The organism is Congregibacter variabilis, assembly GCF_045689235.1.
GTDB classification, from domain to species: domain Bacteria; phylum Pseudomonadota; class Gammaproteobacteria; order Pseudomonadales; family Halieaceae; genus Congregibacter; species Congregibacter variabilis.
Genome location: NZ_CP136864.1, coordinates 1,750,257 through 1,776,216, shown reverse-complemented (window position 1 = coordinate 1,776,216; position 25,960 = coordinate 1,750,257). Strand labels below are relative to the sequence as shown.

Genomic DNA, 25,960 nt, shown 5'->3' with positions numbered 1-25,960 from the left:
CGCGGAGGACGCTTGTGAGTATTATCGAAAAAGCGGTAGATAAGCTCGGACGACCAGAGAGGCCCGGCGCACAGCATGCTGACAACGAACTAGGGCCATTAGAAGCGTCAGCCGATATGCGTGATGCCGGCGCAGGAGAAAGCCCGAGCTCCACTTCGGTGGATCAAGTCAGTGGTTTGAAAGACCGGTCGCTTAATGCTGAGCCCTTGCCCTTGTCCTCGTCCGATAATTCAGTCGAGGTGTCCGCCCTGACGGAGAGATCGCGGGCGCAGATCGCCCGAGAAAATAGTAATCCGGTCCTTGAGCTGGATTTTGCGCGCTTGGAGAGTCTCGGATTTATAACACCCCTCGTACCGAGGAGTAAGGTCGCCGATGAGTTTCGTACCATCAAGCGTCCGCTACTCAAAAATATTAGTCGTCACGACTCTTCGGTCGATTATCCAAACCTCATCATGGTCACCAGCGCTCTGAAGGGTGATGGCAAAACCTTCAATTCGATCAACCTTGCCCTCAGTATCGCTATGGAACAAGACAAGACTGTGCTGTTTGTCGACGCCGACGTGGTTAAAGGCTCCGCTGGGAGATTGCTTGGTGTAGAGAGGGGATGCAGGGGGCTTGTTGATCTACTCAACGATCCCACGCTGGATCCGCGTGAAGTGATACTGTCTACTAACATCCCAAAGCTAAAAGTATTGCCGTCGGGGATACCGGACGATCACGCCACGGAACTACTCGCTAGTGAGACTATGCATGAGTTGATGATAGAGATGGCGACTCGTTACTCTGATCGGGTGCTGGTGTTTGATTCTCCGCCGCTATTACTGACTACAGAGTCCAGTGTGTTGGCAAGCTTTATGGGGCAAATAGTGTTTGTCGCTTCGGCAGATGTCACTCCTCAGCCTGCCGTGAGTTCAGCACTGCAAAGAATTGGCGACGACAAGATTATCGGGCTTGTCATGAACCGCGCATCGGAACGGCGAACGGGTCTCTTCGGAATAGGTGTGGATTACGGCTACGGCTACGGCTATGGCTATGGCTACGGACACGACGATGAAGCGGAAGTCGCTGCTCGGACCGACGCCGGATGAAAGTAAAGCATCGAAAGTCGGCTGGTGCAGCCTTACCGCGTGCCACGCTTGCGGCGGTAGCCGCTTCCTTGTCGCTGCTAGGAGTAGCTCAAGCACTTGCAGGAGACTGGCAAACCACATCCAGCGTTGCTGTCGGTGTCATCGTTTCGGATAACTTATGTCTTTCACCTTCGGACCCGGTTAGTGATGTCATTGGTACGGCGACTCCTACGGTAAATGTGCGCGGCGAAGGTGGTAGGTTGCGCATGGGCCTAAATGCGAGTGCAGAGTTCAACACCCTGGAGTTGAATGAAATTGATTGCTCCGGCAACGCCGGAGGCGGGCAGTTTGCAAACCGTCAGTCTTTCATCCCTCGCGGAGCCTTTAATCTCGAATTCGATGCTGTGGATTCGTGGCTTGTGCTGCGTTCGAGCGCTAGTGCGTCCCAAAATGCCATCAATCCTCTCGCGCCAGGGGGTGAAGACAATATCAATGGGCTCAATAATACGAATACGACATATCGCTACGGTGTAGGTGCAACGGCTGAGCGTCCTTTGCCTCGCGACCTTTACATCTCTGCGACGGTGGACTACGACGAGCAAGTAAATCGCGTGGGCTTAATTGGTGATACCACGCAAGAGACTGCGTCATTTCGCTTTGGGCAGCAGCCAGCAGCATCTCGGCTATCGATCGGTGTGGGTGCAAACTACACCCTTATTAGTTTTGAAGACCGGATCTTCAATGGCCCGCAGCCCGAAGGCCTGACTGAAAATGAATTGCTCACCATGGAAATGTTTGGCGCTTTTCAGGTCACTCGCAGCCTGGCACTCAATGCGAAGGCAGGGGAGGAAGACAACACTTTTCTGAGCCAGTCAGGAGATATCGATGGCAGCTTCTGGGACCTGGGTTTCAGTTGGAATCCCAACTCGCGCTTGACGATTGACGTGGGTTACGGTGAGCGATTTTACGGAGAGAATCCGCGTGCGTCGGTGTTATGGAGGCACAAGCGGAGCAACTTCCGCGCCGAGTGGCAGCAAAACGTTAATTTCCCTCGGAATATTCGAGGTCTGCCGATTTCGCAACAGCAGGAGTTAGACGTTCCTCTTCCTGGAGACCCGCTGGGGAGCGACGGAATCCCTACTTTTGTTACTCAAGGCGCCGTGCAGGTCGAGAGCGTAACTTTGAGGTATAGCTTCGATGCTAGACGAACGAATTTCGATATGTTCGCAACCTCGTCTGACCAGCAGCGCTTTGTAGACGGCTCGACTTTGAAAACCTTGACTGTGGGTGTGAGTGCCCGTCGTCGCCTCGGGAAGTCGTTGAGCCTAAATGGAAATGTAACTTGGCTGGATAACGAAGGAGACGGAGGCGCTTTTTCCGGTGGACGACGGGGGGGGCTGCGAGGTTGGCAAGCTGGTTTAGGTCTAGAGAAAACTCTGGGGATACGGACATCGCTGTCTGTTCGATATAGCTATCGAGACCAGGAATCAGTCAATTTTGGCGAGTTTACCGAAAACCGAGTGCAGTTAAGCTTGCGCTACCGGTTTCTCTAGTCGGCATTTCTAACATGCTCAATGCAATGACTGTCGATGTTGAGGATTACTTCCAAGTCTCTGCTATGGAGGGTGCGGTTTCACGTTCCAGCTGGGATACGACCCCATTGCGTGTCGAGCATAATGTAGCTCGGATACTTGAATTGTTCGCCAAGCACGACATAAAAGCGACTTTTTTCACCTTGGGATGGATTGCCGAGCGTTGTCCGGATATGGTCAGGTCGATCGTTGCATCTGGCCATGAACTCGCCAGTCATGGTTGGGAGCATCAGCGAGTGACTCAGCAAACTCCACAGGAGTTTCGGACTGATGTTCAGCGCACGAAGGGCTTTCTTGAGGATCTCACCGGAGTTGCGGTAAATGGTTACAGAGCGCCCAGTTACTCGATTGGGGCAAAAAATCTTTGGGCATTAGATGTGCTCGCAGATAGCGGTTATCGCTATAGTTCCAGCATTGCTCCCATTCACCATGATCTTTATGGTATGCCCGACGCTCCTCGATTCCGCTTTGTGGCATCTGAGGGGCGGCTCGTGGAGGTGCCCATAACGACAATTCGTCTAGCTGGGCGCAATATAAACTGCGGCGGAGGCGGTTGGTTTCGCCTATTTCCCTATGCATTCTCTCGCTGGGCCCTTGGCCAGATTAACGAAAGAGAGAGGCAAAGCGGCCTCTTTTACTTCCATCCCTGGGAGATCGATCCGGATCAACCCCGTCCCGACGGTTTGCCGCTTAAAAGTCGTTTCCGGCATTACCTAAATTTAGGACGGATGGAGACTCGACTTATTGCGCTCTTAGAGGACTTCCGCTGGGGGCGGATGGATGAAACCTTCTTTAGTGCGCAGGAGCGAGAGTCCTGGGCTATAAGTGAGGCGGCGTAAGGTCATTCACACCTCGTCATCAAAACCCCCGCTGCTGTTGCTAACGCACCGAATACCCTACCCGCCCGACAAGGGAGACAAAATTCGGTCCTTTCATTTATTAAAAGCGCTATCTCGATATTTTGAGATTTATTTGGCAACTTTTGTCGATGACCCTGACGACTGGGTTCACTGCGCGGCCGTGAAACATTTTTGCCGCGACACTCTGTTTCGCCCTCTACATCCAATGCGCGGCCGCGTCGCTTCTTTAAAAGCGTTGTTAACGGGTGATGCCTTGTCTCGTGAATACTATCGCGACGCACTGATGACTCGCTGGATAAACCGCGTTGTTGCCGAGCATGCTATAGATCGGGCTATCGCTGTGTCATCACCGATGGCCCAATACCTGTTGCCATCTTCGCTGCCGCGAACTATCAAGCAAATCTATGCTGACTTTGTGGACCTCGACTCAGAGAAGTGGCGGGCCTACGCCGAATCCAAATCATGGCCGCAGTCGATTGTGTATAGACGCGAGGCGCGTCGACTCCTCGCCTGGGAAGAGCGGGTTGCGGGCTTTTCGCAGCGAACGTTTTTTGTGTCCAGGGCAGAAAAGGAACTCTTTGAACGCACAGCGACTGATCAACCGCGCAACATTGACTTTTTTGCCAACGGAGTCGATGCCGACTATTTCAATCCGAACGCGGATTATGAGGACCCGTTTGATAATCACCATGTGAACCTGGTGTTCACCGGGGCGATGGATTATTGGCCCAATGTAGATGCGGTTAGCTGGTTTGTTGAGTCGGTCATGCCGACTATGGGTGGTATGGATTTGGAGGTGCACTTCTGGATCGTAGGCGGAAAGCCAAGCGCCGAGGTAAAGGCGCTCGGGCAGCATGATCGTGTACATGTGACCGGGCGAGTGCCCGATGTGCGCCCGTACCTTAAGTACGCCACGGCTGCTGTGGCGCCCATGAGGATTGCCCGTGGACTACAGAACAAGGTCCTCGAAGCGATGGCGATGGCAAAGCCGGTGCTTGTCTCAGAGGCGGGATTGGAGGGAATTCCTGCGGTTCATGGTGAGCACGCTCTGGTCGTCAGGGAACTCCAGAACTGGCGGCCCTTAGTGGCCGACCTTGTCCATCTTGCTAACGAGGAAATTGGTGGGCGCGCTCGTGACCTGGTGCTTCGTGAGTTCAGTTGGCGCAGCAACCTTTCGCCCGTTTTGGAGCAATTGAGCTCGCCGTTCCAGGGTGGATATTGGCAGCCGCGCCCCTAGTTTAATCGCTGGGAAATCTGACGTTTAGCGATTTTTACGGCGGCGAAACTTTTTTCCAATAGGTAGGCCCATTCCCTCTGATGGCGCCAGTGACCAATCAACAACCCGGTCATCGTTCCCGCAAAAACGACACTGTATGTACCGCAGAAAACGACTAAAAAACCGAAGTGATTGGTTGTGTGGGTAAGCACTGTAGCGCTATAGCTCGCGGTTGCACACGCGACTGCGATAGGCGTGCAGCACCACGCTAAATGTACAAGGTTGCTGAAGTTTGTGAACCTTACAGTTGTATAGACCACAAAGCCTAACGACGACACTATTTCGAGCCGAACTCGAAGACTAGTAAAAGGAACGACTTCGTCGAACCCGACGGCTAGTAGCGGAATGAAAACAACAGCCATCGCTAAGAGCTCATAAAGGAATGTAGTTCTACTGTTTCCGTAGATCAGGCAAACTCGCGTCGCATGCTGGAATAAGAAGAGCGCCGGGATCAGAATACAGAACCAGAAGAATACCTCTCTGTAAGCAATCCACTGATTTCCGAGCGCTACCGCTACCAATTGGAGGTTTGTTAGGGCCATAACTGCGCTGATATTCAGAGCAATTATCAAGCCCACAAGGAAGGTGATATTGTGCTGAAAAGCAAAGTAGCGCGGTGTGTCGCGGTTCTTGGCCTGCTCACGCAGGAGCGGATTGGTGGCGGGCATAAGAATTTGAGAATGAGGTATAAATGCCAAGTACTTCATAGTGTGAAAAGAGCCTAGCTGCGCGTTTCCGAATGAGAGGGTTACCAACAGGGTATCGAGCTGTACCCTGGAGTAACCGAAAAGTGATTGGAGAATAAACCAGAAGGAAAAACCAAAAATCTCTGGAATCCTGCGTGTGTTGATGGCTGGCCGAGCGTCGTGGATCCAGAAGCTCCCTACAACGTTAACAAGCACGCTAACTCCCTTGCCGACCACGAGCGCCCAATAAGAGTGGGAGATAACGGCGATTGTCACTGCGGTAACAGCAGATGCGATTTTGGCAATAACTTGGACGCGCACGAGCTTTCCGTAGCGCTGGTCACGTTGTAGGAGATACTTTCCGGGCGCATTGTTTAGCCCCCCTAGTATGAATATGAGCGCGAAGACATGGAGTAATGAGATAAGTTCCGGCTCTTTGAAAAGCAGGCTAAAAGAAGGCGCTAGTGCCACTGTTATTGCAGACAGTCCAATACGAAAAATCAGGTTTATGGTCCATGCTGACTGTAGTAGATCATCGTCAACTTCCTTCGCTCTAAGTACCCACTGGCCAGCTCCTGTTTGCTGAAAAATCTCAATAAAGCCGACAACTAACATAGCCATAGCCACAAGGCCGAAGTCCTCAGGCATCAGCACTCGTGCAAGCACCATCGTGCTCAGCATGCCAAGAAACTTGAGAATCAGGGAGCGAGTTACCAGCAACGCACTGCTAGCGACAACGCGTCTAAGCATGGTCAATTTCCTTCGACGCTTGATCAATAAAGCGCTTGAGACGCCGACGGACCAGCCAGCGCTTTACTAGGCTCAAATTCACCGCATCATTGCTGAATTCTGACCAAATTTGCGTATTGATCTGATCTAGAGTCTTTGGCCATGACTCGACAGTTAGCGCGTCGAGGTATAACTCCTGAATTTTGCCTAGCTCATAGCGTGCGATCCGATTTAGGTAGAGTCGAATATCTTCTAGACGAAGGGGTGAGAGGCTGTCCACGTAGTAGCCGACGCCCGGGCAATAAGTGACTCGGTTTGGTAAGTTTTTGGGTCCAAAATTCAGGTCGGTATTGGCAGCCTTGGTCAGAAACGAATCAATCCAATTCAGCCCGATAGGCAGGCGAAAGTTCTTCTCCCGAAGTAGCTGGAGGTAGCTGTATCGCGCGCCATATAGATTTCCAAAAAAGCATGATCGGTCAGTGATTAGTGACTGGTAGTAATCTTGATTACGCCCGCTCAGGGGCACCCCAGCCACAATGTTGTAGCTTTGTGCAGACTCGTTTAGGCAGCGACTCATCCGGCCGAAGCAGTCCTCGGAAAAGGTTACATCGGCATCGACAAAGAAGTGGCAGGATTCGTTGCCGGCAAGTACATGAATATAGTGGTTCCACGCGTTGCATTTGTCGCCGATTGCCAGTTCCACAACGGACAAACGGTGTCTACCGAAACGATGACGGTTGTCACGAACAATATTGGCAGTGTTATCGCTGCAGCCGTTAGCAATAACCGTGAGCTTGGTGAAGTTCGGGTTGATTGCTGCAAACAGCGAATCAAGCGAGCTCTGAATGTTCTGCTCTTCGTTGTAAGCAAACATGACGATCGCGTAGTTGCAAGGCGCCATCAAAAATCAGCCTTAGCATAATCGGGTTGTGAAAGCAGTACATGGTAATTGGTTAAAATCATCAATAGCAAAAAATAAAAGGGTTCGAAGAGAATTAGGTCCAGGAACAGCGCGCCTACGAAAAATCCTACCAAAGCGCAGGCTGCGGACGAGTTAATGTAGTTCGCCATGCCACGTCTGCCTCCGATCAGTGCTTTACTTTTTAAGTAGATGCGGAAGCTCTGATAGAAAAACATGAGATAAATGAAGCCAGCTATAGCGCCGGTGTTCGCCGAGAAGTTTAGGAAAGTGTTATGTGCGACGTGGGGCGACTTTCCAGGGTAGAGTGCGGCAGATGCGACCTTGAACCGCTGTGGGCCGACACCAAGTAATGGGTATTCGCGTACCATATCCCAGCCAACAACCCAGGACAGGATACGCGGGTTGACTGGCGCCTCACTCTCTGAGTCCGTAGCTAAAACGGTTGCAGAAGTTCGCTGAGTCAACATGCCTCCTTGGTAAACAAGGAACAACGCAAGCGATGCCACCATCAAAATGTTCACAGACTTGGATCTAATCATTAGCGCGGCGGCGCCGGTTGAGGCTGCCATAGCGACCAGTGCGCCACGAGAAGCACAAAGCACTACCGCATGCCAAACCAGAGGGATCGCCGCCAGCAGCAATAAACGCACCCACGGTTTTTTGAAATGCAGCGCACCAAATATTAGAAACGGCATTCCAACTACGAACAAGATTGAAAAGACGTTGCCATCGCGATAGGGGCTTTGTCTCGGACCGTTTAGACGGCCTTGGGTGAAGCGAGTCCAGTCGCTCGCCAAATAAGCCTCGTTTGCCCACCAAGTGTAATAAAGTGCTGCAGACAAGAAAACGACAGCGAGATAAAAAAGGGCTTTGCCGTTGTCCAATAGGCCCAGAACAATAAGGAACATGAGTACGATTATATCTAGCGTGTTGAGTATGACCGAGGTCTGCGCTCCTGTTGTGTAGGCGTCAAATGGGCTAAACAAATCGGAGAGTTGGAAAATAATCCACAGAGCCATCATACCGATGACGATCGGTTCGCGGTACATCCGCCCGCGGATTTCACCCCGGACAGCTTTGAGGGTAAATCCGATGATGCTTAATCCCGCGGCGATCTTAAAAACGGGCAGGTTTTCAAAGGCCCAAAACCAAATGTACTGGGGCTGAACAATTGACACAGTTGCGTAGGCAAGCCCTGCGAGCCAAGGAGAAGTGACCAGCATGAAAGCCGACCCGATCAACGCGAGGATGGATAAAATTTGGACCATGTTTGACCTGTGATTCACGCAATGATTGAGCGCAACGCCGATTACAAGTGTATCAGGATAATCATTTAGAGCCCCAGTGCGCGGGTTCACACTTTCGTTGAATAAGATCAAAATTTACAGCCTTGTGGTTCAGGCTCGGGACTTCCTAATTGACGCGGATGTCTCGGCCTAGGAGGCTGCGTGAGAAGCTAGTTGTTGGTAGAGCAGTACATGTTCCTTTGCTGAAGACGTCCAACTAAACCTGCTGATCTGTCTGAGCCCTTCTTCTATTCTTAGAGTCCTTTCTTGTGGGTTCTGAATTAGACGTAAAATCGTGGAAGCCAAGTCATCGGAGTCGTGTGTATTGAAGAATGCAGTAGCCTCACCACCCGCTTCTGGCAGTGATGAGTTGTTCGCCGCGATCGTGGCCACGCGATGTGCCATTGCTTCAAGAAGGACGAGTCCAAATCCCTCGTAGAGACTTGGATAGATGAATAGGTCCGCGTTCTGGTAAAGCGCATGCCTTTGTGAGTCGCTAACATATCCCGTGAAAGTTACTCTCTGCGTGAGCCCATGACTATTGACTAGTGCGTTGAGTAGATCAAACGATTCAGCCTTCGCGCCTGCCAGGATAAGATTATGTGGAATAATCGCGCTTAGCCGAGAAAATGCTTCAATTAGTGTTTCGAGATTCTTTCTCGGTTGCAGGGTTCCTACATAAAGAAGATAAGGCCCCTGTGCGATTTCTGAAGTTCGCTCTCCCGCATCGAGACTGCTGACATCTTGAGGGTGTTCAAATCCCTGATAGATACGGACGATCTTTTCGTTGGGTATGCCGATATCGATACAGTCTACGCGAGTAGCGTCGGAAACCGCGATCACGCGGTCAGCCGCAGTCGCGCAACGTATGGTCCAGTCCGCAAGAAGCCTATCGAGTCCGTTTCCATGTACCTCTGTATGAATGAACGCTAGATCGTGGATCGTGCTGATGCGTCGGAATCTGCCTCGAAGGGGGGCAAAAAAATTTGGGCCATGGAACACGTCCAGGCGATCGACAGTCAATACCGCTGGCAAAAGGTAACCCCAAAACACACGAGGCCTTTCGCTAACAAATCGGTGACCCATTGGTATCGAACGAAGCAACATATTGTGCTGTTGCGGTAGAAGCTCTCTTAGCGAATCTTGTTGCGCAGCCGTGGCTGTATGATAGAGCAAGTAAGTGTTTTTCTGATCGAGCTTCGCGATCGCATGCACCAGTCCTAGCACATGCCGTCCGATGCCGGAGCGCTCGCTGTGCTTCAAAACATCTACAAATAACCCAACACGCATAACGCTTGCTCTCTAAAACGCGGATTGTGACAGTAATCACAAGATTCTTCATGCTTAGAGTAAGTAATCCCAGCCCGCGTTATGCTTAGCACATGACATAATCCGTTTGATGGTCAACCCAATTTAATGAGAGCTCCAAGGTTCGCTATGTTCTTTGGAGATTGCATCTCTGCAGAAAACGCTAACTTGGAGCACTAAGGGCGGTTGTGCCCGCGCGACGCTGGATTCGAGTTGATAGAAAGATGAGGCAGTGAAAGAGGCTAAGCTGATGTTTTCTGAAAAATGCAAGTTTTTGCGGTTAGTCAGCGTAACGGACGTTCTGCGATTGCTGCTTATACTCGCTCATGTTGTTCGACTTTAGGTTTGGGTAGGAAAATGTTTGTAAGCACCCTGGTAAGCCGGCCAAAGCTATCTAGATTCATAGCATCGTTTTCTTGTCTGTTTGGTGCGGCCCTTATCGCGCTGAACCTGTACGGATTAACTTGCGAGCTGCGGCCGGAGGGGCTTACGCCTAGTGTGCTCCGCTTTGCCGAAAGAGACCTCAAGCTGACAGAAGCGCAACTTAAGAAGGAGTCTCGGAGGCGGACGGGTGAGGGTGCGGGGGAATATGCTGAACGGTTGACAAAGGTGATTGCAGACGGCCTTGCTCATATTCATTGGGAGCAATATCCTGTTGACCGTTTTAATCAACGAGTCCCTTTTTGGGAAAACTATATTCTCTGGGCCATGAGCGTCTTCACGCCTATTCCTGAGTATAGACGCTATCATTTTTCAAATCCCGAAAAGAGTATGGAGCGAGGTATTGGTATCTGCGGCGATGCATCTATTCTTATGTCACAGTTGCTTGAACGCGAGGGGATTCGTAGCCGCTTGATTACTGTCCCGGGACATGTGCTCGTGGAGGCACTTATCAATGGGGCATGGCAGACATTCGATCCTGACTTTGGAGTTGTTCTGGGTTCGCCGGCGTCGGAGCTTGCGATCAATGCCGGATCTGTCGCAAATCTTTACAAAGAGCAAGGGTTTAAATACTACGAGGCCGCATTTATCGAGGATGCGCTGGCTGCATCACCCACATATTGGGATGGGGTCAAGCATTTCATAACCAAGAAGCACTACTTCGAGAAGTTTGCATATGTTTTTAAATGGATTCTACCGTTAGTTTTTCTTGCCTTTGGAGTCATGGTTTTGATCAGTCTGACCAGAGCTTCACATGCGATATCTGTTAAGGCTCCGATTCGGCGCTGAATTATGAATCATCATATAAATGAAGTTATGGTCGTTTTGTTCGATGGCAAGGGCTCACCCTGCTCTAACTTTCGCCAAAACATAGCCTCAAAATATTCATAACATGGAGCTCCCATGGACTTTTCGGTTTGAAATTATGAATGATTACACATCGACTTCTACTGCGCATCGTACCCCTGTTCCTCTAGTAAACCTTGAAAGAAAGTTTATTCTTTTTACGAATGCTAAATGTGGTGGCACTGGTCTGAAAGCCTGGTTTTTGAGTAGCTTAGATCTCGAGTCGAGCTTTTGTTCGTTTTCTAGAGCAGCAAGTCATTATGGATTAAGGCATGCCCTCTCCTGGTTTCTGCGCTACAGAGGCTTCCCTGGCGCTCACTTGCCGCGTCATGACGATGATTCTATTAGGATATTTACCAATATATATCGCCGCAGTACGAGCCAAGCTGTTGAAGAAAGTATTCGAAGCGATCAGTTTTTCAAGGTTATAGTCGTGAGGGACCCGTATGACCGCCTCGTGAGTGCTTTTGTAGATAAATTCTGCACGACTGAGGCTGGCAAGCCATGGGTACAGCAAGTTATTCGACAGGTCAATGCCGGAGTGAGTAATGGGGGGGCATCCGCGGCAACGATCACTTTTTCCCAATTCGTCGACTATTTGAGCAAGCAAAATCTATCTAAGGTTGATGAACATTGGAGACCCCAGTCGTGCGTTTTGCAAGATGTTAGCCCTGATCAGATTGTTTCGTTGGACTCATTGGCAGCGGGGCTAAGATCCTTGGAGGACCGCTTTAACTTTACAACTCCTTTAGTTGTATCAAAGCGCAGACAATCGAATGAATACGATGGCATGTCGGAGGCTGGGTTGGGCGATGTAGATAACGTTGCACTGATGCAGTTAAAAGCTAATAGTGGGGCTTTCCCCAGTAAGAACAGCTTTTACGATGACAGTATTCGAGACAAAGTATTACGCCTTTATGCGGATGACTTTTTTTTGTACCGTCAGGTTCAGTGAACATGCTTTTTACCTGGGGTTGGACTCGAGCAGTCGGCTAAGCGTCGTATCTCTCAAGCTATTTTAACTAAAAGCAGGTGACGATATTGGTGCAGGTAAAAGCAATCTACAGAAGCTTAGTTGGTCGGAAACTTGGTTTTCGAACGCGCTTGCGTGTGATCAATAGGGAAGTTTGACATGGAGCGACTGGATTTGGCGCCGGACTTTATCGGCATTGGTGTTCAGCGAGCCGCGACTAGTTGGGCTTACACACTGCTGAATAATCACCCGCAAGTCTATATGCCGCGAAAAGAAATGCACTATTTCGATCACGACACAGAAAATACTGTAGCTTGGTATCGCGCTCAATTTGATAAGGCGGATTCATTCCAGCTGCGCGGCGAGTTTACACCGGACTATATCTCTAGCGGGGTGGCAATGCGTCGTCTTGCGCAGCACTGCCCTCACACGAAAATCATCATTTTCCTTCGCGAGCAGATGGAGCGAACCTTTTCGGCTTATCAATTATTTCGATCTCATGGGTATTTCAAAAACATGGGTTACAAAGAGGCTCTGTTAAAAGATAAAACTCTTGTGGAGAAGAGTCTTTATACAAGCCAGCTTGAAATAGTGTTTGAGCTTTTTCCTCGGGCTAATGTGTTCATTTGTCTTCAGGACGAAGTGAAGAGTGACCCGTTTATGGTCTATCGCAATATTTGTGAGTTCCTCGGCATTAATGAAGTAGGGCCGATCGTCGCCATTCAGGAGGTGAAGAACAGCACTGCATTTGCATCAGTTCAGGGTACTTTCGGGCTGCAAAGGATAAATGATCTGCTAAGGATCCCTGTGTTCAGGCCTATTAAGCGTTCGAAGTTATACAAATCAACGAAGCGCTATATTGTGGCACGGCATAAAGAGCAGTCGCGCTTTGAATATCCTGATACAAATGTATTGATGCGCTTTCTTGAAGATACTGAAAAAACAGAGAAGCTATTGGATACGCCACTTTCTAGGTGGAAGCATGAGCAGCTTGCAGCGATGGCCGCAGTCGACGGTGTGTCGTAGCTGATATAGGAACTAAAGGTACCCCATTTTTCTGTGATCGGAACAATTGACCCTTCGAATCGCTAATGAAAAATCGTTTTCTCCGCGAAGTCATTCCTAAGTTCTGCCATCGACGCGTGAAACCTATTAAGGTGACGACTTAGTAGTAGAGCCGATTTGCCACACACCACTTCTTAAAACTTGATTGCATTTCTGGGGTCCAGTCATCGATGGTGTGCAATTTATGTCGATTTTCTGCGGTATTGCTGATTTTGGTCATAATTGGCTCTTGCGCTAGACCCAGGAAAGTTAGTAGGTCGGGAATACTGCTCGCCAGTTCTTCAAGTTTTATTTTAATGTGGCGTGATGCATCAAGAGGTTCGAGGAAGCGCCCAATTTGAGAGTTCCAGTAGGTCCAGTACCAGCAATTACGTTCAAAAGCGCTCATTCCTTGCCACTCATTCGTGGAAAGAAGGCCGATTTTGTCAGCCTGCGGCCGATAGTCTGAATAAACTTCACGATACAGTGGGTAGTCCACCCGCTCTCGGGCGTCCAAACCTAGTTCCCAATCTGTAAACCACCCGCGAGAAAATGTTGAATTGACGGTGTCGCGTGGATTGCGAATTAACCAGACAAACTTCGCCTCGGGCAGCATCTCAGCAATGAACGGAATAAGGGGCACTAGCTTCTGATCCGATTCACCGTAAAAATTTGAGGGGTAAACATTAGCTTCAAGGAACAGCGTGGCAAGCTCGCGCTCGACCTCTTCCTTTGAGATTTCTCCATATAGCCAAAGTGTCGACAGGCGCAGTAACTGAAATTTGGGTTCATGTAAGCAGGTCACACCGCTATGTTGCGATAAGATCTTCGTAATGGAGGTGCTTCCAGATCGACCGGTGCCTAGAACGAAGAACAGTTTGCTGCCCTTAGAGCGCGCATCTTGTCGAAATTGCGATACTTGATCGTTACCTAAGCGTCGGCCGTTAACGGCCCCAAATTGCTTGGTATCATGTAGATGTCGGTAATGCTCCTGATGCCTGTGCTTCAGTATTCGGCTAGGCGCGCTGCCTATAATTTCAAACGGAGCCACATCTTTCGATACCGTCACGCCCATTCCTATGATCGCGCCTTCACCAATTGTGACCCCCGGGGTCACGTTGACGTTCATGCCGACCCAGACATTTCGGCCAATTACAACTGGCTTATCGATATATCCAGAATCGAAAGGCAGTGCGCCCTCTTGGTATGTATGATTACAAGTGTAAAGCAGGAAGTTTCTCGAGATGTGAGTGTTGTCGCCGATGACGACGCCTCCGCGAGAATGAATATAGGCATTGTTGCCGATATGTACGTTGTTACCGATCACCATACCGAGTGGGTGCGTGATTGTTACCTCGCCATTGACTATTACACCTTCACCCTTATTCTTTATTCTCGCTAGGAGTCGTTTCCCGTTGGCATTAGCATGACGTGTGCGCAAAACATGAAAAACCTCGGGGTGTTCGTTAAGGTACAGTTCAAACGTATGCCTGAATAACGCCGCTAGCAGCCGATCAAGCTTGGAGTAGTGAAAAAACAGCTTCATGATCCGTTTTAGCTCAGTTCTGAGTGGTATTGGCATTGCTAGAAAACTCCCGTCTTTTGCGCTCGTCGGTCCAGCTTTTATTTTCTCAAATTTTAGCTTGTTTGGTTTGAGAGTTGACGTGCAGTTCGCACATTTGTGAGTGCGGTGCAGTTATAATTCGATTTTGATTCTTTCAGTATGTCTACAGTGAGCACAAGTATGGCGCACAATGAGCAGCTTGAGCCCAGTCATTTTAGGCGAAGCGTCGAGCTCTGGGTACGCCATCGCTTTCGAGCCGCCACGGCGCCGTTACGCGCGCTACCTCAATCGATCATAATCGGTACGCAGAAGGCGGGTACGTCAAGTCTCTATTCGTATTTGGAGCAGCACCCGCAGCTCGCGGCATCACAACATCCTAGCAAGTCTTGGGTGTCGGAGAAGGAAGTTCACTACTTTAGCGGAGGCTCTCAGCCTGGCGATGATTATTACTCGAAGGGATTGAACTGGTACCGATCACACTTCCCGCTTAGGAAGCAGCTCGGTTCCCATGTGCAGGCTTTCGAGGCAACGCCGCTCTACTTGTTTCATCCGCTTGCAGCAAACAGAATTCGCTCGATATTACCAGACGTGAAACTACTGGTGTTGCTGCGCGATCCAGTTGAGCGCAGTATATCCAGCTACTTCCATCAGGTTCGCGAACAGCGCGAGTTTCTGCCGATTCTTGAAGCATTTCAGGAGGAAGGCGTCCGATTGTCACAGTCCATCATGGAGTCCGACTACAATAGCTTCGACTTTCTCTATCACTCGTATCTGGCACGCAGCCGATATCGAGAGCAGCTCGACCGATACTTCGCGCTATTTCCACGCGAGCAAATTCAGATTCACTGCAGTGAAGATTTCTTCGCAAACCCCGAGACGGTATTGAGAAGTATATTCGAGTTTCTTGGTGTCGACCCTGATTTCCGGGTGCCTAACCTCGAGGCGATGAATGTTGGTAGTAATCGAGGTAAGGTTGACGTCGAGGTCTATAACTATCTTGCTGACTATTTTCGTCCGCACAACAAAGCTCTGTTCGAGTTGACGGGGCGTGAATTTCCTTGGGTCTAGCTGAATCTTACAACCAATTGGTTTCTATTTCTTCGAATTGCTTATTAGAGGATAGAAAGGCCGCTCTCCGTGGACGATGCGATACGGTTGGAGATGCACGTTTGAAAAGGGCATGCTTCGCCGATAAGTTGCTTGGTGATTGGGGAAAGCAGTGCATCCTTTAGTGTCCGTGATAGTGCCAATGTTCAATGCCGCTTCCACGATAGCGCGTGCGATTGAATCTATTCATGCACAAGCTTATGTAGGCCAAATTGAGATCGTCTTGATTGACGACGGTTCCACTGATCGAACTTTGGAAGTTATACACGAGCTTGGAGTAGGTGATTACCGAGTTTATGCTCAAGCTAACAGTGGGGCGTCAGCTGCACGCCGGAAAGGCGTGGATATGTGCCAAGGAGATATCGTAACTTTCCTCGACGCTGACGACATGCTCAAACCAAATCATATTCAGTTGCATGTTGATGCCCTATCGTCATCTCCAGGCTGTAAGTTTTCGTTTGGGTTTTGCGAGGATATTGAGTTAGTACACGGCAAATACCCAATCGTTGGAGGCTTAATCAAGGACTCTGATAAAGCATCTCAGATTATTATCGATACGCTGGCCACACTTTTGTACGACGGATGCTTTCCTTTATCAATGAACATTGCGTGTTATAAAGATGTGGCTCTCCGCGCAATGAGTGGAAGAGAGCATGTACTTGCCGCCAACGACTACGACTTTTGCCTGAGACTCGCGCTCCAGAGTGATGGGGTTTTAGTGCCATGCAAGACGATTGAGATTGAGCGTTTCGAAACTGGCATTACGGCTCGAAATGGTGGACTTCAGCCTGCTTTTGCATGTTTGGCTGCCAAGGAGGCTTTTCTTTTAAGTCAGCGAAGCGACGAAACCGTGAAAGCGGCGTTGTCTCATCGTATCGAAACTAGCTGGCCTGCAGGATTTGTCCACTGCCTCTGGAATGGGTACTACAAGATGGCTGTTCTTACGTTGTTCACGGGGATCCGCTTTGCGCCGACGAAGCTGGCGTTTAGAAATGTCTATTGGACCTTGCACTATATATTGCGCGGCAATTAGTTCGAGACTATGTTAGATGGCAAGCGGAATTTGAATGCATCGTTACTCTGCAATTGTCTAGCTCGAGACCATAGGATGCTCCCTTCGAATCGCCTCCAGAAAGTTATTTCATCAAGACGGATCATGGATTATCAGGCAGGCTTGTTCGTCAATGGCGCGGTTGATAAGGCTCAGACTATAAAAACACTAGAGTTCTGACTTAAGGGAAACTACTGTTGGTGGGCTCGTGAGTGGCGTTACTATAAAAAATACCCTCGAAAACCCTCATTGAGGCAAGTTTGCATGATGGTCGCTATGAAGAATTGCTGGATTACCGTATCTCTTGGTTTCCTGACGAATTAACGTTAGTTATCCAATGAGCCTCAAACGCGATATTAATCCGGTGTATGGTACGGACTTGAGAAAACTAGATGTAACATATCGACAGAAACCCCTTGCCCGCGACCATTGAAAAACCGAGGGAAATGCCCAGGATAGCTAAACGCCTTTCTGGCAGGCTTTGGTTTTGTACGGGTGAACCTTTTTCATACTAATAGGCGGGTTTTCTTCGGTGAGATTACTTTTACCCCCGAACGCCAGAGTATCTAAATTTGAGTCGACGAACTGGGGCGTCAAGCCGAGTAAATAGAGCCATTTTAAACATGAAAATCAAGCCGTATAGAGGGCCATAGTGGTTGTTTATTTACAAGGAAATACCAAGTCTTTCCCCCGCGGAACTAGCGACGAGGAGCAACGTTGAATCAACTTAGGAAAAATTCAGGTGATACGATCGTGAGCGCGCTCAATTTGACCGAAGAACCCGTCAGGATATTTTGGACGGGAGGTTGGGATTCCACTTTTCAGTTACTTACTTTGGTTTTTGACAAGAAAGTCGTGGTAGAGCCTCATTATCTGATTGATGAAGGTCGCGCTTCCTCCTCAACTGAAATGGCCACTATGGAGCGGTTACGTCGTATGATCTTCGATGTAAGCGATGAGACGAAGGTCTTATTGCTGCCTACGGTGCTATTTCCAGTAACGGCAGTGCCCGATTGTTGTCAGGTAACAGGAGCCTACCAACGTATCAAAAAGCAAGCATTTCTAGGAAGTCAGTATGAGTGGTTGGCTCGGTATTGTGAGTACAAGGGCCTTAACAAGGTCCAACTGTGCATTGAAAAGGACACCAAGCCCCACCGCGTGATCGCCCACACGCTTATCAGTACTCAAGGCGATCCACATACATTAATGCTAGACGAGCAATCCTCTGATAAGGATATCTACTCCGTATTCAAGTACTTTGATTTCCCTATCCTTGCAATCTCCAAGATCGACATGGTCAAGACATCTGCCTCGCGGGGCTGGACTGACTTCATGACAAATACCTGGTTTTGCCACAGCCCGAAGCGCGGGGAACCCTGCGGATTATGCAATCCATGCAAAGCTACGATAGCCGATGGCTTGGGCTGGAGGGTACCATTGCGTAGGCGATTGATTGGTAGTGCGAAGGGATATGTTCGCGATGCTATCCGGAAGATTAAGCTTTTCTTTGCCTCAGCTTAGGGAGATCATATTTATTGTGCGCGATGACGATGAATTAATGCCCTATATCAGAGCGTGAGTAGCATCAACAGTCTAGCGACTTATCGATCTTGGTCAGGTAACAGCGCGTTAATGATGGCGGCTTAACCCTCTACCGAAAACTGCGATTATTAATGGAGAGATTACATTACCCTTTTAGCGTTCTGGCGTCAGTGAATATTTCCTTTGTTGCCGACCAATTGTTTTTGAGTGAGAATCTGGAGATCGCGGATTGGCGATTGGCACAAACAGCAGGGCAAAAGCGCTAGTGTGTTGGTTTGGATGTTCGGTTTTTACCGAACACTAGGGGCTGCTGGAAAAGTGTATCCCTCAGCTGGAGATGGTGCCCCACCAGATCTCTAGCACTAGCAGCGACCACAGTAACTGGCTATGGTCTCGTACACCACTTTGGTGTTCATTCCACCAGCGTGCCACCGTATGCATACAAAAGTACTGACTGATAAGTATAGGTGACTCTAGGAGATTTTTTTCGGCGATAGGCTTGAGTTCGCTCCGCAGCCAGCTAGCCATAGGAGGACTGAAGCCCATCTTTGGGCGATCAAGAATCTCTTTTGGAAGGCTTCGCCGGAACAATTGGCGCAAAATATATTTTTTTTCTTTTCCGTGTAACTTGAGTCGAGATGGTATGCGAGCTGCTGCTTCTATAAGGCGATAGTCTAACAGCGGCGCCCGCACTTCTAGACTATTCGCCATGCTCATGCGATCCACTTTCACAAGAATGTCACCCGGCAGCCAGGTTTTTAGATCGGTATAGAGAATGCGCGACAGGTGATCTTTGCCGTCACAGCGTTCGTAGGCTTCTATCGTAATTTTTGAGGGGTGATAATCTTTAGTCAGATCTAAAAGTTCGGGCCGCGCCAATTCCCCCCACTGTTCATTGGTCATCTGGGTATTCGATCGGTAAAAGGCTTCGGCTGGGGAGAGGGCAAGGCTTGCCAATAGGTTGCCTAGACGCCTTAAGAAGTGCCGACGAGAAGCTGATAGTACGCGAGATAAATGAGGGAACAGCGATTTACGTAGCGGTTTGGGAACCAGTTTACGTAGGCGATGCTCAAGCGCGTCGGCAGCGTATTTACTATAGCCCGCAAATACTTCGTCACCTCCATCTCCAGCAAGAGCCACTGTTACGTGTTTCTTCGCGAGCTGCGCGACGAAATAAGTTGGTATCAGTGACGGATCTGCAAAAGGTTCGTCGAGGAATCCAATGATGTCCTCCACATTGTTTTGTACGTTTGCCTCGACCGTCTCCTCGTGATGATCGGTTTTGAAGAGTCGCGCCACGATCCTGGCATGTGCGGATTCATCATATTGCTTGTCCCTAAATCCTATCGTGCAGGTTGTCACTGGGCGATCGGAAGACATCGCCATTGCTGCCACTATACCGCTGGAATCGACTCCCCCACTTAGGAACGCGCCTAGAGGGACGTCAGCGATCATCCGACGCGCCGTGCTGTCCTGCACCAATTCGCTTAGGGCGTCGATGTGTCCTTCCTCGCTATAATAGTCTTGTTCTGCGAAGGACACATCCCACCACTGGCGTGTTTCCACTCCGCTTTTGTCGATTGTTAGATATTCACCGGGGCGTAACTTGTACGCATTTTCAAAAATGGTTTTGGGGTCGGGAACATATTGGTAAGCGAGGTAGTCATACAGCGCGTCAACGCGAACTCGGCGCTCTACAAGGCCTGCTGCTACTAGAGCCTTCAGCTCTGATGCAAAAGCAACATCACCATCTATCAGCGTATAGTAGAGCGGCTTCTTACCCAGTCGGTCTCTCGCTATAAATAGTCGGCTGTGCTCGCTGTCCCAGATTGCGAAAGCGAACATACCGTTGAGATAGTTAAGGCTGTCAGCCCCATGACAATCATAGGCAGCCAGAATCACCTCAGTATCAGTGTCAGTAGCAAAGTCGTAACCCGCCAGTTGAAGCTTCTCTCGTAGTTCCAGGTAGTTATAAATCTCGCCGTTAAATACGATCGAGTATTGCCCGCCTTTGAAGTGCATGGGCTGCGTGCCGCTATCCGAGAGATCTATTATGCTCAGACGGCGGTGAGTTAGTCCGATTTCATCTGTCAAGTGCGTGCCGCAGGCGTCGGGCCCTCGATGAATCATGGCATCCGCCATCACAAGAAGCGTCTCCGCTCCACCAGTGGGATTGTGAAAACGACTAAAGCCAGCTATGCCGCACACCTGACGTTAGTCCGTGATGCCAGGGCGCGACCCTTTGATGGTCTTGGACGATATTGGCTTGTGCTGGTGTATGAGCTGGGGCTTCAAGAGCAGCAGTACTCGCCAAAGAAAACGCATCCGCAGTACGTCGCGCAACGACAAGTGGGACAAGCCTGTTCCAAACAGTACTTTTCCGAGCTCCGTGTTCGTGGTCTGGACCCCCTCAATAAATGCAACAAAGTCTTCCTTCTTACGAAGTGTCGCACTCTTCGCGTCGCTCAAAAGCTTCTGTATTGATGAGGTTTCAATGAAGCTGCAAAGCTGCTCCGAATACCCTTCAAAAAAAATCACATTCATTGGGTACTGCTCTTGCCCGCGGCTTGACCACCCTCGACGATTTTGCTTTATGTCGAAAGCAAGCCTATTTTGCGTGTTGGGAGGGCGCCGCGTAAGCAGCGCCAAATACTCATCCCGAGAGCGTAAGTTTCTATGAAGCACTTGGGCGTGGCTAGCGATATCGCCAGGTGAATTGTCTGAGGTGCAAAGATGGGCATCCTGAAATTTAACGTCACTTAGCCCTGTTCGAACCATAAACTTGGTGTATTCATCGTAGCTTCCGGAAGATGTTTGTGAAAGATCTACGAAGTTACGAGTATCGCCCGCGAGGTTGAACCAACGAAAGTTTATTACGTCTCCGTCGATTGAGGCCGGTTTTCGAGTTGAGTTGACTGAATGGCAGTCAAAGTGAAGAAACTCATCTATGTCCAAATATAATATGTAGTCGTAATCAGCGGCGCTCGTCTTTTGATATATATCCGCGTAGTACTTGGATTGTATAGGGTTCGTTCTCAGGTAGTCCCGGTTGGCGAGATCGGCAAAGGCATCGTCAGGTTTTAACTCTATGCCGTCCGCTATGCAGTACTCAACCGGATGTTTTTCGGCGATCTTTAGAAGCATTTCTTCCGATGCATCCGTAGTGTTGTTGACATAAATGAGGATCCCGCTAACCCCTAATTTAAGATGGTAAAAGATCCACTCAGGTAGGTAGGCGGCCTCATCTTTTGCGCAGCCAGCAAGTAAAACTTTGTTACATTCAAAAAAATTCAAGAGGAGCAGTCCGTTCAGGTGTCAAAAGAGAGTTGCTGGTTGGCTATGCAGCGAAGAAACGCCTCGGCACTGCGGCGAGGGTAGTCACGATCTATATGGGGTCTGATTTCCCGCGGAATTTCCTCCAGCTGATTAAGATGAGCGAAGTAGGACATGTTGTGAAACTTCATGCCGACTTCGCAAACATAGCAGGCTAAAGTATCTTTTTCGATCAGCACATCAATGTGCCAGAAGCCGAAGCCAAGAGCTTCAGATACCCGTTTGGCAAGGCGCTGATGCTCCGCCCACAAACCATCCACTAACTCCCGGTGTAAGGCCTGAAGAAGGGTTGGATCTAGTGGCGTATCGAGTGCGTGGACCGAAGGATTCTGTTCACTAGCATCTCTGGCGAAGCACAGGCCGGCTGACAACTCGTCGCCCACGACCATAAGTCTCACCATGGTGTAGTAGCTTTTATCGTTATGTTGGAATGTTGTATCAACATATTCAGTGTTAAAGCGTTCTGCTGGCGCGGTTTGCGCGCTGTCGTAGAGATGAGTTTCGGCTCGGCTGTTAGCGCGCGCATTACTAAAGACTTGACCTTTACCATCCGCATTAGCAAGTTTCGTAGTGGATATGTTGAAGCTCGCTAAATGTCTGTGAGTCTTTTCCTTGTCCGCGATTATTTGAGCGAACTGTGGATTGTTGAATATGTGCTGAGGACCACTGGTGATCGAGGTAGGTAGGAACTTCGCCGATCTATTCGCATACTCTTCATTGAAAACAAAAATCGCAGCTGCAGCTTTTGGGGCCCACGCAGAAGCCTGCTTGCTCGTAAGCGCGACTCTCAATCCAAGTTGTTGGCGGAGGAGAGCTTCTGAAAATAGAGGCAAGAAGAAACTCGGTTCGAGTTTACCGTAGCCCGGAAGTCCTGCAGGAGTATCCGCGATCACCAATACGTAGGGGTCTTGCTCTAGTGAGCATGCAGATACGAAGCGCTTTGCGCGGTCCCTTATAAGCCGAGTTGGGAACACCTTGTCAATAAATCGTCGTCTCACAGTTTGCAGCCACCTGAGTCCATTCTTTCACACGTGTTTTAACTTGCCCGAGTTTCTATATCGCTATAGGAAGCAGGGGTATTGATACTGTCGAACCCTCAAGTATTTAAGCGCGCCCAGAACAATCGCACTGCGCAGCGTAGTTGAGCAGATAAAGGTAGTCTACGCTTTAAGCCTGCCAAATAAACATCTTTACACGGGCCGCAGGAGCCGCACGGTCGATTGCGTCGTGGCATATGGCAAAACCAAGTTAAGTCTTTGACCTCACCCCATTGATTCTCATAGTACAGATGGTCTATGTCGTTCTTCGTAAAATACGCCAATGGGAATACGCAGTCTTTGAACAACCGCATTAGCGCAGGAGGGCTGTCCCGCATTAGCCTTGGAGTCTTGTTGGTTTTTTCGCTTCTTTGCTCTACTGAGCTTGCAATATCGATTCTTCCTGCAACCCTGGGCTCAATGTGTATACAAACTTGTACATCTTCAAGACGATGAGCTTCGAGGTAAGTTGCAAGCCATTCATACTGTTTGCCGATTGTATGAGTCTTTCTAATATGGGACAGCGCCTCAGTCACCTGTTTGTTGGTAGGCAGGTCAGAAATATCTGCGTACCTAGTTGCCGCGAGAAGGCTATCGATCTCGGGGTCATGTTGTCGGAGCCATTGTTTGATTTCTTTCATAGCATGCACTTCTTGTCCCAAGGATCGACGATTTGGGTCAAGGAGATAGATGGGCGTAACAGGGGTTCGCTCAAGCAGTAACAAACGCAATAACTGAACTGTGGAGTCCATCCCTCCTGTCCAGAGCAGTAACGTGCTCTTTGCGTCTTTCGAGCATGTGTCCTCTGAAGTAGAGGCATTCTTCATTTAGCTATCACTCCTTTGATATTGAGTCTGCGACACTTTTTACACCCTTGTTTACACAGGAACTATAGACTCAGGAATCGCCGTATCTTGGCCCCAGCAAAGGTTGCAAGCCGCACCGGCAGACGACGCCAAACGGCTTGGGCACTATTGCGGAGCTGGATCATGACCTTTCCACTTCTGCCTATGCCGACGCGACCTTTCAATATTTGAGCCGAGTGACCTCCAGCTGCTTTAGAGTCGGTGACTAGGCATAACGTAGACCAACGCAGCGGTACCGGCCGAGCACCCCATTGGCATTTAAAGCGATACGTACCTTCCCCCACGGTAGAGCGGCCGAAGTCAAAGCGTTTGATTCCGGTGTCTGAAGCCTCGGCAAGAAAGGTCCAGTAAAGAAGCATGTTGGGCGCCAGGCGATTGAATTCCCGCAAAGTGGATGCCCAGGGTATTGCTGCTTGCTCACCGCAACGCAACACGATGCCTGCGCCTATGGCGCGGCCATCGAGGCGGACCACACCAATACGGCAAGCGTCTCCATAGGCGCTGCATATTTGTGTGAACCAGTTCATAGAGTGCGTGGGCGACCCAAGATCACGCATATTCTGTGTGAAGACGGAGTAAAACTCTCGAAGCAGCGCAGAAGAGTTTCCAGTTTCGGCCTGCAGGCCATTTTTCATTGCTTTGTTGATTTGACTTCGATGTTTCGATTTAAAGCCCGCCAGCAATGTATCGGAATCGTTCGGTAAGTCCAGCAGCAGGCGCACCTTCGTTCCGGCAGCCATAGCTTCGGCGGCTGCCCGCGTTACAGGCGTGTCCTTATCACTGGCGCTGCTGCGTATCTCGTGAGTTCCAGTTGCGTGGGTTACTAATGCGTTTAGCAGTGACGCCTTAATAGCAGGGTTGTCGGCTAGAGGCTCGCCCCGATCACAATAGGGCAGCGAGCAGAGCGGGCCTCGACCTATCAGCCGCGGTACACGAGCGGCAGGGAGTATGCCAACGACCTGGCCTTTACGCTCAGCCAGCAGGTAGTGGGTTTTTACGTTATAGGCGCGCTCCATGGCGGTTTTCCAGGAGAATAAATGATAGGGACTCGCATTAGGGTGTCCGCTCACATACGTATCCCAGTACATGGCGTCGGCGATTGTGGCAGGGCGTATTAGTATGTCTTCGCCGGACGCAGCTTGCTTTTCAGGCGATTTGAGATCTAGCCCGTCATAGTTATCCATGACTGCGCTCATTAGGTTCCCGCCTCTGCGAATAGTTCTGAGGCTCGAAGGGTGTGTGCCTGCCAATCGAGCTTATCCAAAACGTGGGCACGTGCCTTTTGTCCCATGCTCAGCAGGCACTGAGGATCACCTAGCAAGTTTTGCAGCGCCGCTGCCAATGGCTCTGGCGCAGTACAATCACAAACGACTCCTGTGACGCCGTCAAGAAGGGTCTCTCGGGTACCCCCCGAATCGCCGGCCAGCACGGGGCGGCCACAGGCCTGAGCCTCGGCCAGCACCATGCCAAACCCTTCGATGTCGTTGCCGTCCGCCCGATTCGGCAAAGCAAATAGCGTGCACTGTTGGTAGTAGGCTACAAGTTGATTGTCATCGACTTCACCCAAAAATTGAACGTGTTCCTCAAGTCCGTACTCTTGGACAAGCTTTTCCAGAGCGCGGCGCTCATCGCCGTCTCCAATAATCGCGTAAAGCAAGTCCGGATGGGTAGGGGTCAAGAGTGCCAATGCTTTAATCAGCATGTCGTGACCCTTACGCTTTTGCAGTCGACCAACGGTAAGAGCAACGCGACGGTCCTGCCAACCCTGTGAGCGCTGAAAATCGCCGTCGGGTGGGGCCGGGACGAATCTCTCCCCATCCATGCCCGGATGCAGAACACGCAACTGGCCTCGATTTACGCTCCACTCCCGCGTGAGGATAGACGCAGTATTCTCGCTATTGCAGATCAGCACTGCTGAACTGCGAAAGACACGGTGGATAAGAAACGACAGCTCACGACTTTCCATCGCTGTCTGGATGTCCTCGCCGTGAACAAAGCACAGATATGGTATTCCGTGGCGAAGGTGCAGAAGCCAGCCGATAAAACCTTCGGGTAGGCAGCGGCCGCAGTGCAGGGCCTCAATGCGCTGCTCTCTAATTATTTTTGATAATGCCCGAAAAGTTCTCCAGTAAAATCGCAACCCCGTTATGCTGCGAATCCCCCAGCTTGGGCTGTACAAATCGAGGCGCTGTATTCGCAGTGCATTGATGTTTGCATCGTCGAATTCTTTATCCCTGTTCGCTGATCCAGCGATAATCGTGTAGATATCGCGGGGTAGTCGCCGATAGAGTTCGTAGAACCACCGGCCACTACCGCCGTGGCGGGGAGGGAAGATTTCGCTAATGACTAAGGTTTTTTTGCTCACGCAGTTGTTACACCTTTGCCGCCGTTTGATTCATTAGCTACCCACCACAGTCCTTATCTTTAACC

The 25,960-nt window shown here is 49.9% G+C and carries 20 protein-coding genes; 10 read left to right on the top strand and 10 right to left on the bottom strand.

Going from position 1 to position 25,960, the window contains the following annotated elements:
- The first annotated feature begins 14 nt into the window (after positions 1–14).
- Genes R0135_RS07820 through R0135_RS07805 form a run of 4 tightly spaced genes read left to right on the top strand, consistent with a single transcriptional unit; the run spans position 15 to position 4,756 of the window.
- Complete coding sequence (locus R0135_RS07820) at positions 15–1,088, top strand: XrtA-associated tyrosine autokinase (protein WP_407349695.1); 1,074 nt, start codon at positions 15–17, stop codon at positions 1,086–1,088.
- Positions 1,085–2,620, top strand: coding sequence for a TIGR03016 family PEP-CTERM system-associated outer membrane protein (locus R0135_RS07815; RefSeq protein ID WP_407349694.1), 1,536 nt, complete (start codon positions 1,085–1,087; stop codon positions 2,618–2,620). Before R0135_RS07820 ends, R0135_RS07815 begins: the two co-directional genes overlap by 4 nt.
- Positions 2,621–2,634: 14 nt before the next feature.
- The gene (locus R0135_RS07810) at positions 2,635–3,498 is read left to right on the top strand and encodes an XrtA system polysaccharide deacetylase (protein WP_407349693.1); all 864 of its coding nucleotides are present in this window, start codon (positions 2,635–2,637) and stop codon (positions 3,496–3,498) included.
- Positions 3,485–4,756: a TIGR03087 family PEP-CTERM/XrtA system glycosyltransferase gene (locus tag R0135_RS07805; protein WP_407349692.1), complete on the top strand. Its 1,272-nt coding sequence runs from the start codon at positions 3,485–3,487 to the stop codon at positions 4,754–4,756. The genes R0135_RS07810 and R0135_RS07805 overlap by 14 nt, the downstream gene beginning before the upstream one ends.
- On the opposite strand, the gene R0135_RS07800 is transcribed toward R0135_RS07805, so the two are convergent.
- Genes R0135_RS07800 through R0135_RS07785 form a run of 4 tightly spaced genes read right to left on the bottom strand, consistent with a single transcriptional unit; the run spans position 4,753 to position 9,708 of the window.
- The gene (locus tag R0135_RS07800) at positions 4,753–6,231 is read right to left on the bottom strand and encodes an oligosaccharide flippase family protein (RefSeq protein WP_407349691.1); all 1,479 of its coding nucleotides are present in this window, start codon (positions 6,229–6,231) and stop codon (positions 4,753–4,755) included. The genes R0135_RS07805 and R0135_RS07800 overlap by 4 nt on opposite strands.
- The gene (locus tag R0135_RS07795; RefSeq protein WP_407349690.1) at positions 6,224–7,111 is read right to left on the bottom strand and encodes a glycosyltransferase family A protein; all 888 of its coding nucleotides are present in this window, start codon (positions 7,109–7,111) and stop codon (positions 6,224–6,226) included. The genes R0135_RS07800 and R0135_RS07795 overlap by 8 nt, the downstream gene beginning before the upstream one ends.
- A complete protein-coding gene (locus tag R0135_RS07790; RefSeq protein ID WP_407349689.1) occupies positions 7,111–8,511 on the bottom strand; it encodes an O-antigen ligase family protein in 1,401 nt (466 codons plus the stop codon). Before R0135_RS07790 ends, R0135_RS07795 begins: the two co-directional genes overlap by 1 nt.
- Before the next feature lie 57 nt (positions 8,512–8,568).
- The gene (locus tag R0135_RS07785; RefSeq protein WP_407349688.1) at positions 8,569–9,708 is read right to left on the bottom strand and encodes a glycosyltransferase family 4 protein; all 1,140 of its coding nucleotides are present in this window, start codon (positions 9,706–9,708) and stop codon (positions 8,569–8,571) included.
- A 516-nt stretch (positions 9,709–10,224) separates the two neighbouring features.
- Between R0135_RS07785 and R0135_RS07780 the strand changes: the two genes are divergently transcribed.
- The 3 genes from R0135_RS07780 to R0135_RS07770 all read left to right on the top strand — a co-directional run bounded on the left by R0135_RS07780 (position 10,225) and on the right by R0135_RS07770 (position 13,012).
- Complete coding sequence (locus R0135_RS07780) at positions 10,225–10,956, top strand: transglutaminase domain-containing protein (protein WP_407349687.1); 732 nt, start codon at positions 10,225–10,227, stop codon at positions 10,954–10,956.
- Between the two features lie 136 nt (positions 10,957–11,092).
- Positions 11,093–11,968: a sulfotransferase family 2 domain-containing protein gene (locus tag R0135_RS07775; RefSeq protein ID WP_407349686.1), complete on the top strand. Its 876-nt coding sequence runs from the start codon at positions 11,093–11,095 to the stop codon at positions 11,966–11,968.
- Between the two features lie 177 nt (positions 11,969–12,145).
- Positions 12,146–13,012 carry a sulfotransferase domain-containing protein gene (locus tag R0135_RS07770; protein ID WP_407349685.1) on the top strand — a complete coding sequence of 289 codons (867 nt, stop codon included), beginning with the start codon at positions 12,146–12,148 and terminating at the stop codon, positions 13,010–13,012.
- 139 nt (positions 13,013–13,151) lie between these two features.
- Here R0135_RS07770 and R0135_RS07765 read toward each other — a convergent pair whose 3' ends face one another.
- Positions 13,152–14,576 (bottom strand): sulfotransferase, encoded by a 1,425-nt coding sequence (locus R0135_RS07765; RefSeq protein WP_407349684.1) that lies wholly within the window; start codon positions 14,574–14,576, stop codon positions 13,152–13,154.
- A gap of 177 nt (positions 14,577–14,753) precedes the next feature.
- On the opposite strand from R0135_RS07765, the gene R0135_RS07760 reads away from it, so the two are divergent.
- The 3 genes from R0135_RS07760 (at position 14,754) to R0135_RS07750 (ending at position 18,273) form a co-directional block, all read left to right on the top strand.
- Entirely contained in the window at positions 14,754–15,662 is a 909-nt protein-coding gene (locus R0135_RS07760; protein WP_407349683.1) for a sulfotransferase family protein, read from the top strand.
- A gap of 151 nt (positions 15,663–15,813) precedes the next feature.
- Positions 15,814–16,734 (top strand): glycosyltransferase family 2 protein, encoded by a 921-nt coding sequence (locus R0135_RS07755; RefSeq protein WP_407349682.1) that lies wholly within the window; start codon positions 15,814–15,816, stop codon positions 16,732–16,734.
- A 735-nt stretch (positions 16,735–17,469) separates the two neighbouring features.
- Complete coding sequence (locus R0135_RS07750) at positions 17,470–18,273, top strand: hypothetical protein (RefSeq protein ID WP_407349681.1); 804 nt, start codon at positions 17,470–17,472, stop codon at positions 18,271–18,273.
- Positions 18,274–18,621: 348 nt separating this feature from the next.
- Here R0135_RS07750 and asnB read toward each other — a convergent pair whose 3' ends face one another.
- From asnB to R0135_RS07725, 5 genes are all read right to left on the bottom strand, one after another.
- Complete coding sequence (gene asnB, locus R0135_RS07745; protein WP_407349680.1) at positions 18,622–20,439, bottom strand: asparagine synthase (glutamine-hydrolyzing); 1,818 nt, start codon at positions 20,437–20,439, stop codon at positions 18,622–18,624.
- A 69-nt stretch (positions 20,440–20,508) separates the two neighbouring features.
- Positions 20,509–21,588 (bottom strand): glycosyltransferase family 2 protein, encoded by a 1,080-nt coding sequence (locus tag R0135_RS07740; protein WP_407349679.1) that lies wholly within the window; start codon positions 21,586–21,588, stop codon positions 20,509–20,511.
- Positions 21,589–21,602: 14 nt separating this feature from the next.
- Positions 21,603–22,523, bottom strand: a complete 921-nt coding sequence (locus tag R0135_RS07735; protein ID WP_407349678.1) for a hypothetical protein — start codon at positions 22,521–22,523, stop codon at positions 21,603–21,605.
- 1,030 nt (positions 22,524–23,553) lie between these two features.
- Positions 23,554–24,714 (bottom strand): GNAT family N-acetyltransferase, encoded by a 1,161-nt coding sequence (locus R0135_RS07730; protein WP_407349677.1) that lies wholly within the window; start codon positions 24,712–24,714, stop codon positions 23,554–23,556.
- 11 nt (positions 24,715–24,725) lie between these two features.
- On the bottom strand, positions 24,726–25,895 hold the full coding sequence (locus R0135_RS07725) for a glycosyltransferase family 4 protein (protein WP_407349676.1): 1,170 nt from the start codon (positions 25,893–25,895) through the stop codon (positions 24,726–24,728).
- Between the last annotated feature and the right edge of the window lie 65 nt (positions 25,896–25,960).

Coding starts and splice junctions, on each gene's coding strand:
- R0135_RS07785 (WP_407349688.1), bottom strand. CDS start 9,708: ATGCGTGTTGGGTTATTTGTAGATGTTTTGAAGCACAGCGAGCGCTCC.
- R0135_RS07815 (WP_407349694.1), top strand. CDS start 1,085: ATGAAAGTAAAGCATCGAAAGTCGGCTGGTGCAGCCTTACCGCGTGCC.
- R0135_RS07770 (WP_407349685.1), top strand. CDS start 12,146: ATGGAGCGACTGGATTTGGCGCCGGACTTTATCGGCATTGGTGTTCAG.
- R0135_RS07800 (WP_407349691.1), bottom strand. CDS start 6,231: ATGCTTAGACGCGTTGTCGCTAGCAGTGCGTTGCTGGTAACTCGCTCC.
- R0135_RS07765 (WP_407349684.1), bottom strand. CDS start 14,576: ATGAAGCTGTTTTTTCACTACTCCAAGCTTGATCGGCTGCTAGCGGCG.
- R0135_RS07810 (WP_407349693.1), top strand. CDS start 2,635: ATGCTCAATGCAATGACTGTCGATGTTGAGGATTACTTCCAAGTCTCT.
- R0135_RS07775 (WP_407349686.1), top strand. CDS start 11,093: ATGAATGATTACACATCGACTTCTACTGCGCATCGTACCCCTGTTCCT.
- R0135_RS07730 (WP_407349677.1), bottom strand. CDS start 24,714: ATGGATAACTATGACGGGCTAGATCTCAAATCGCCTGAAAAGCAAGCT.
- R0135_RS07760 (WP_407349683.1), top strand. CDS start 14,754: ATGTCTACAGTGAGCACAAGTATGGCGCACAATGAGCAGCTTGAGCCC.
- R0135_RS07795 (WP_407349690.1), bottom strand. CDS start 7,111: ATGGCGCCTTGCAACTACGCGATCGTCATGTTTGCTTACAACGAAGAG.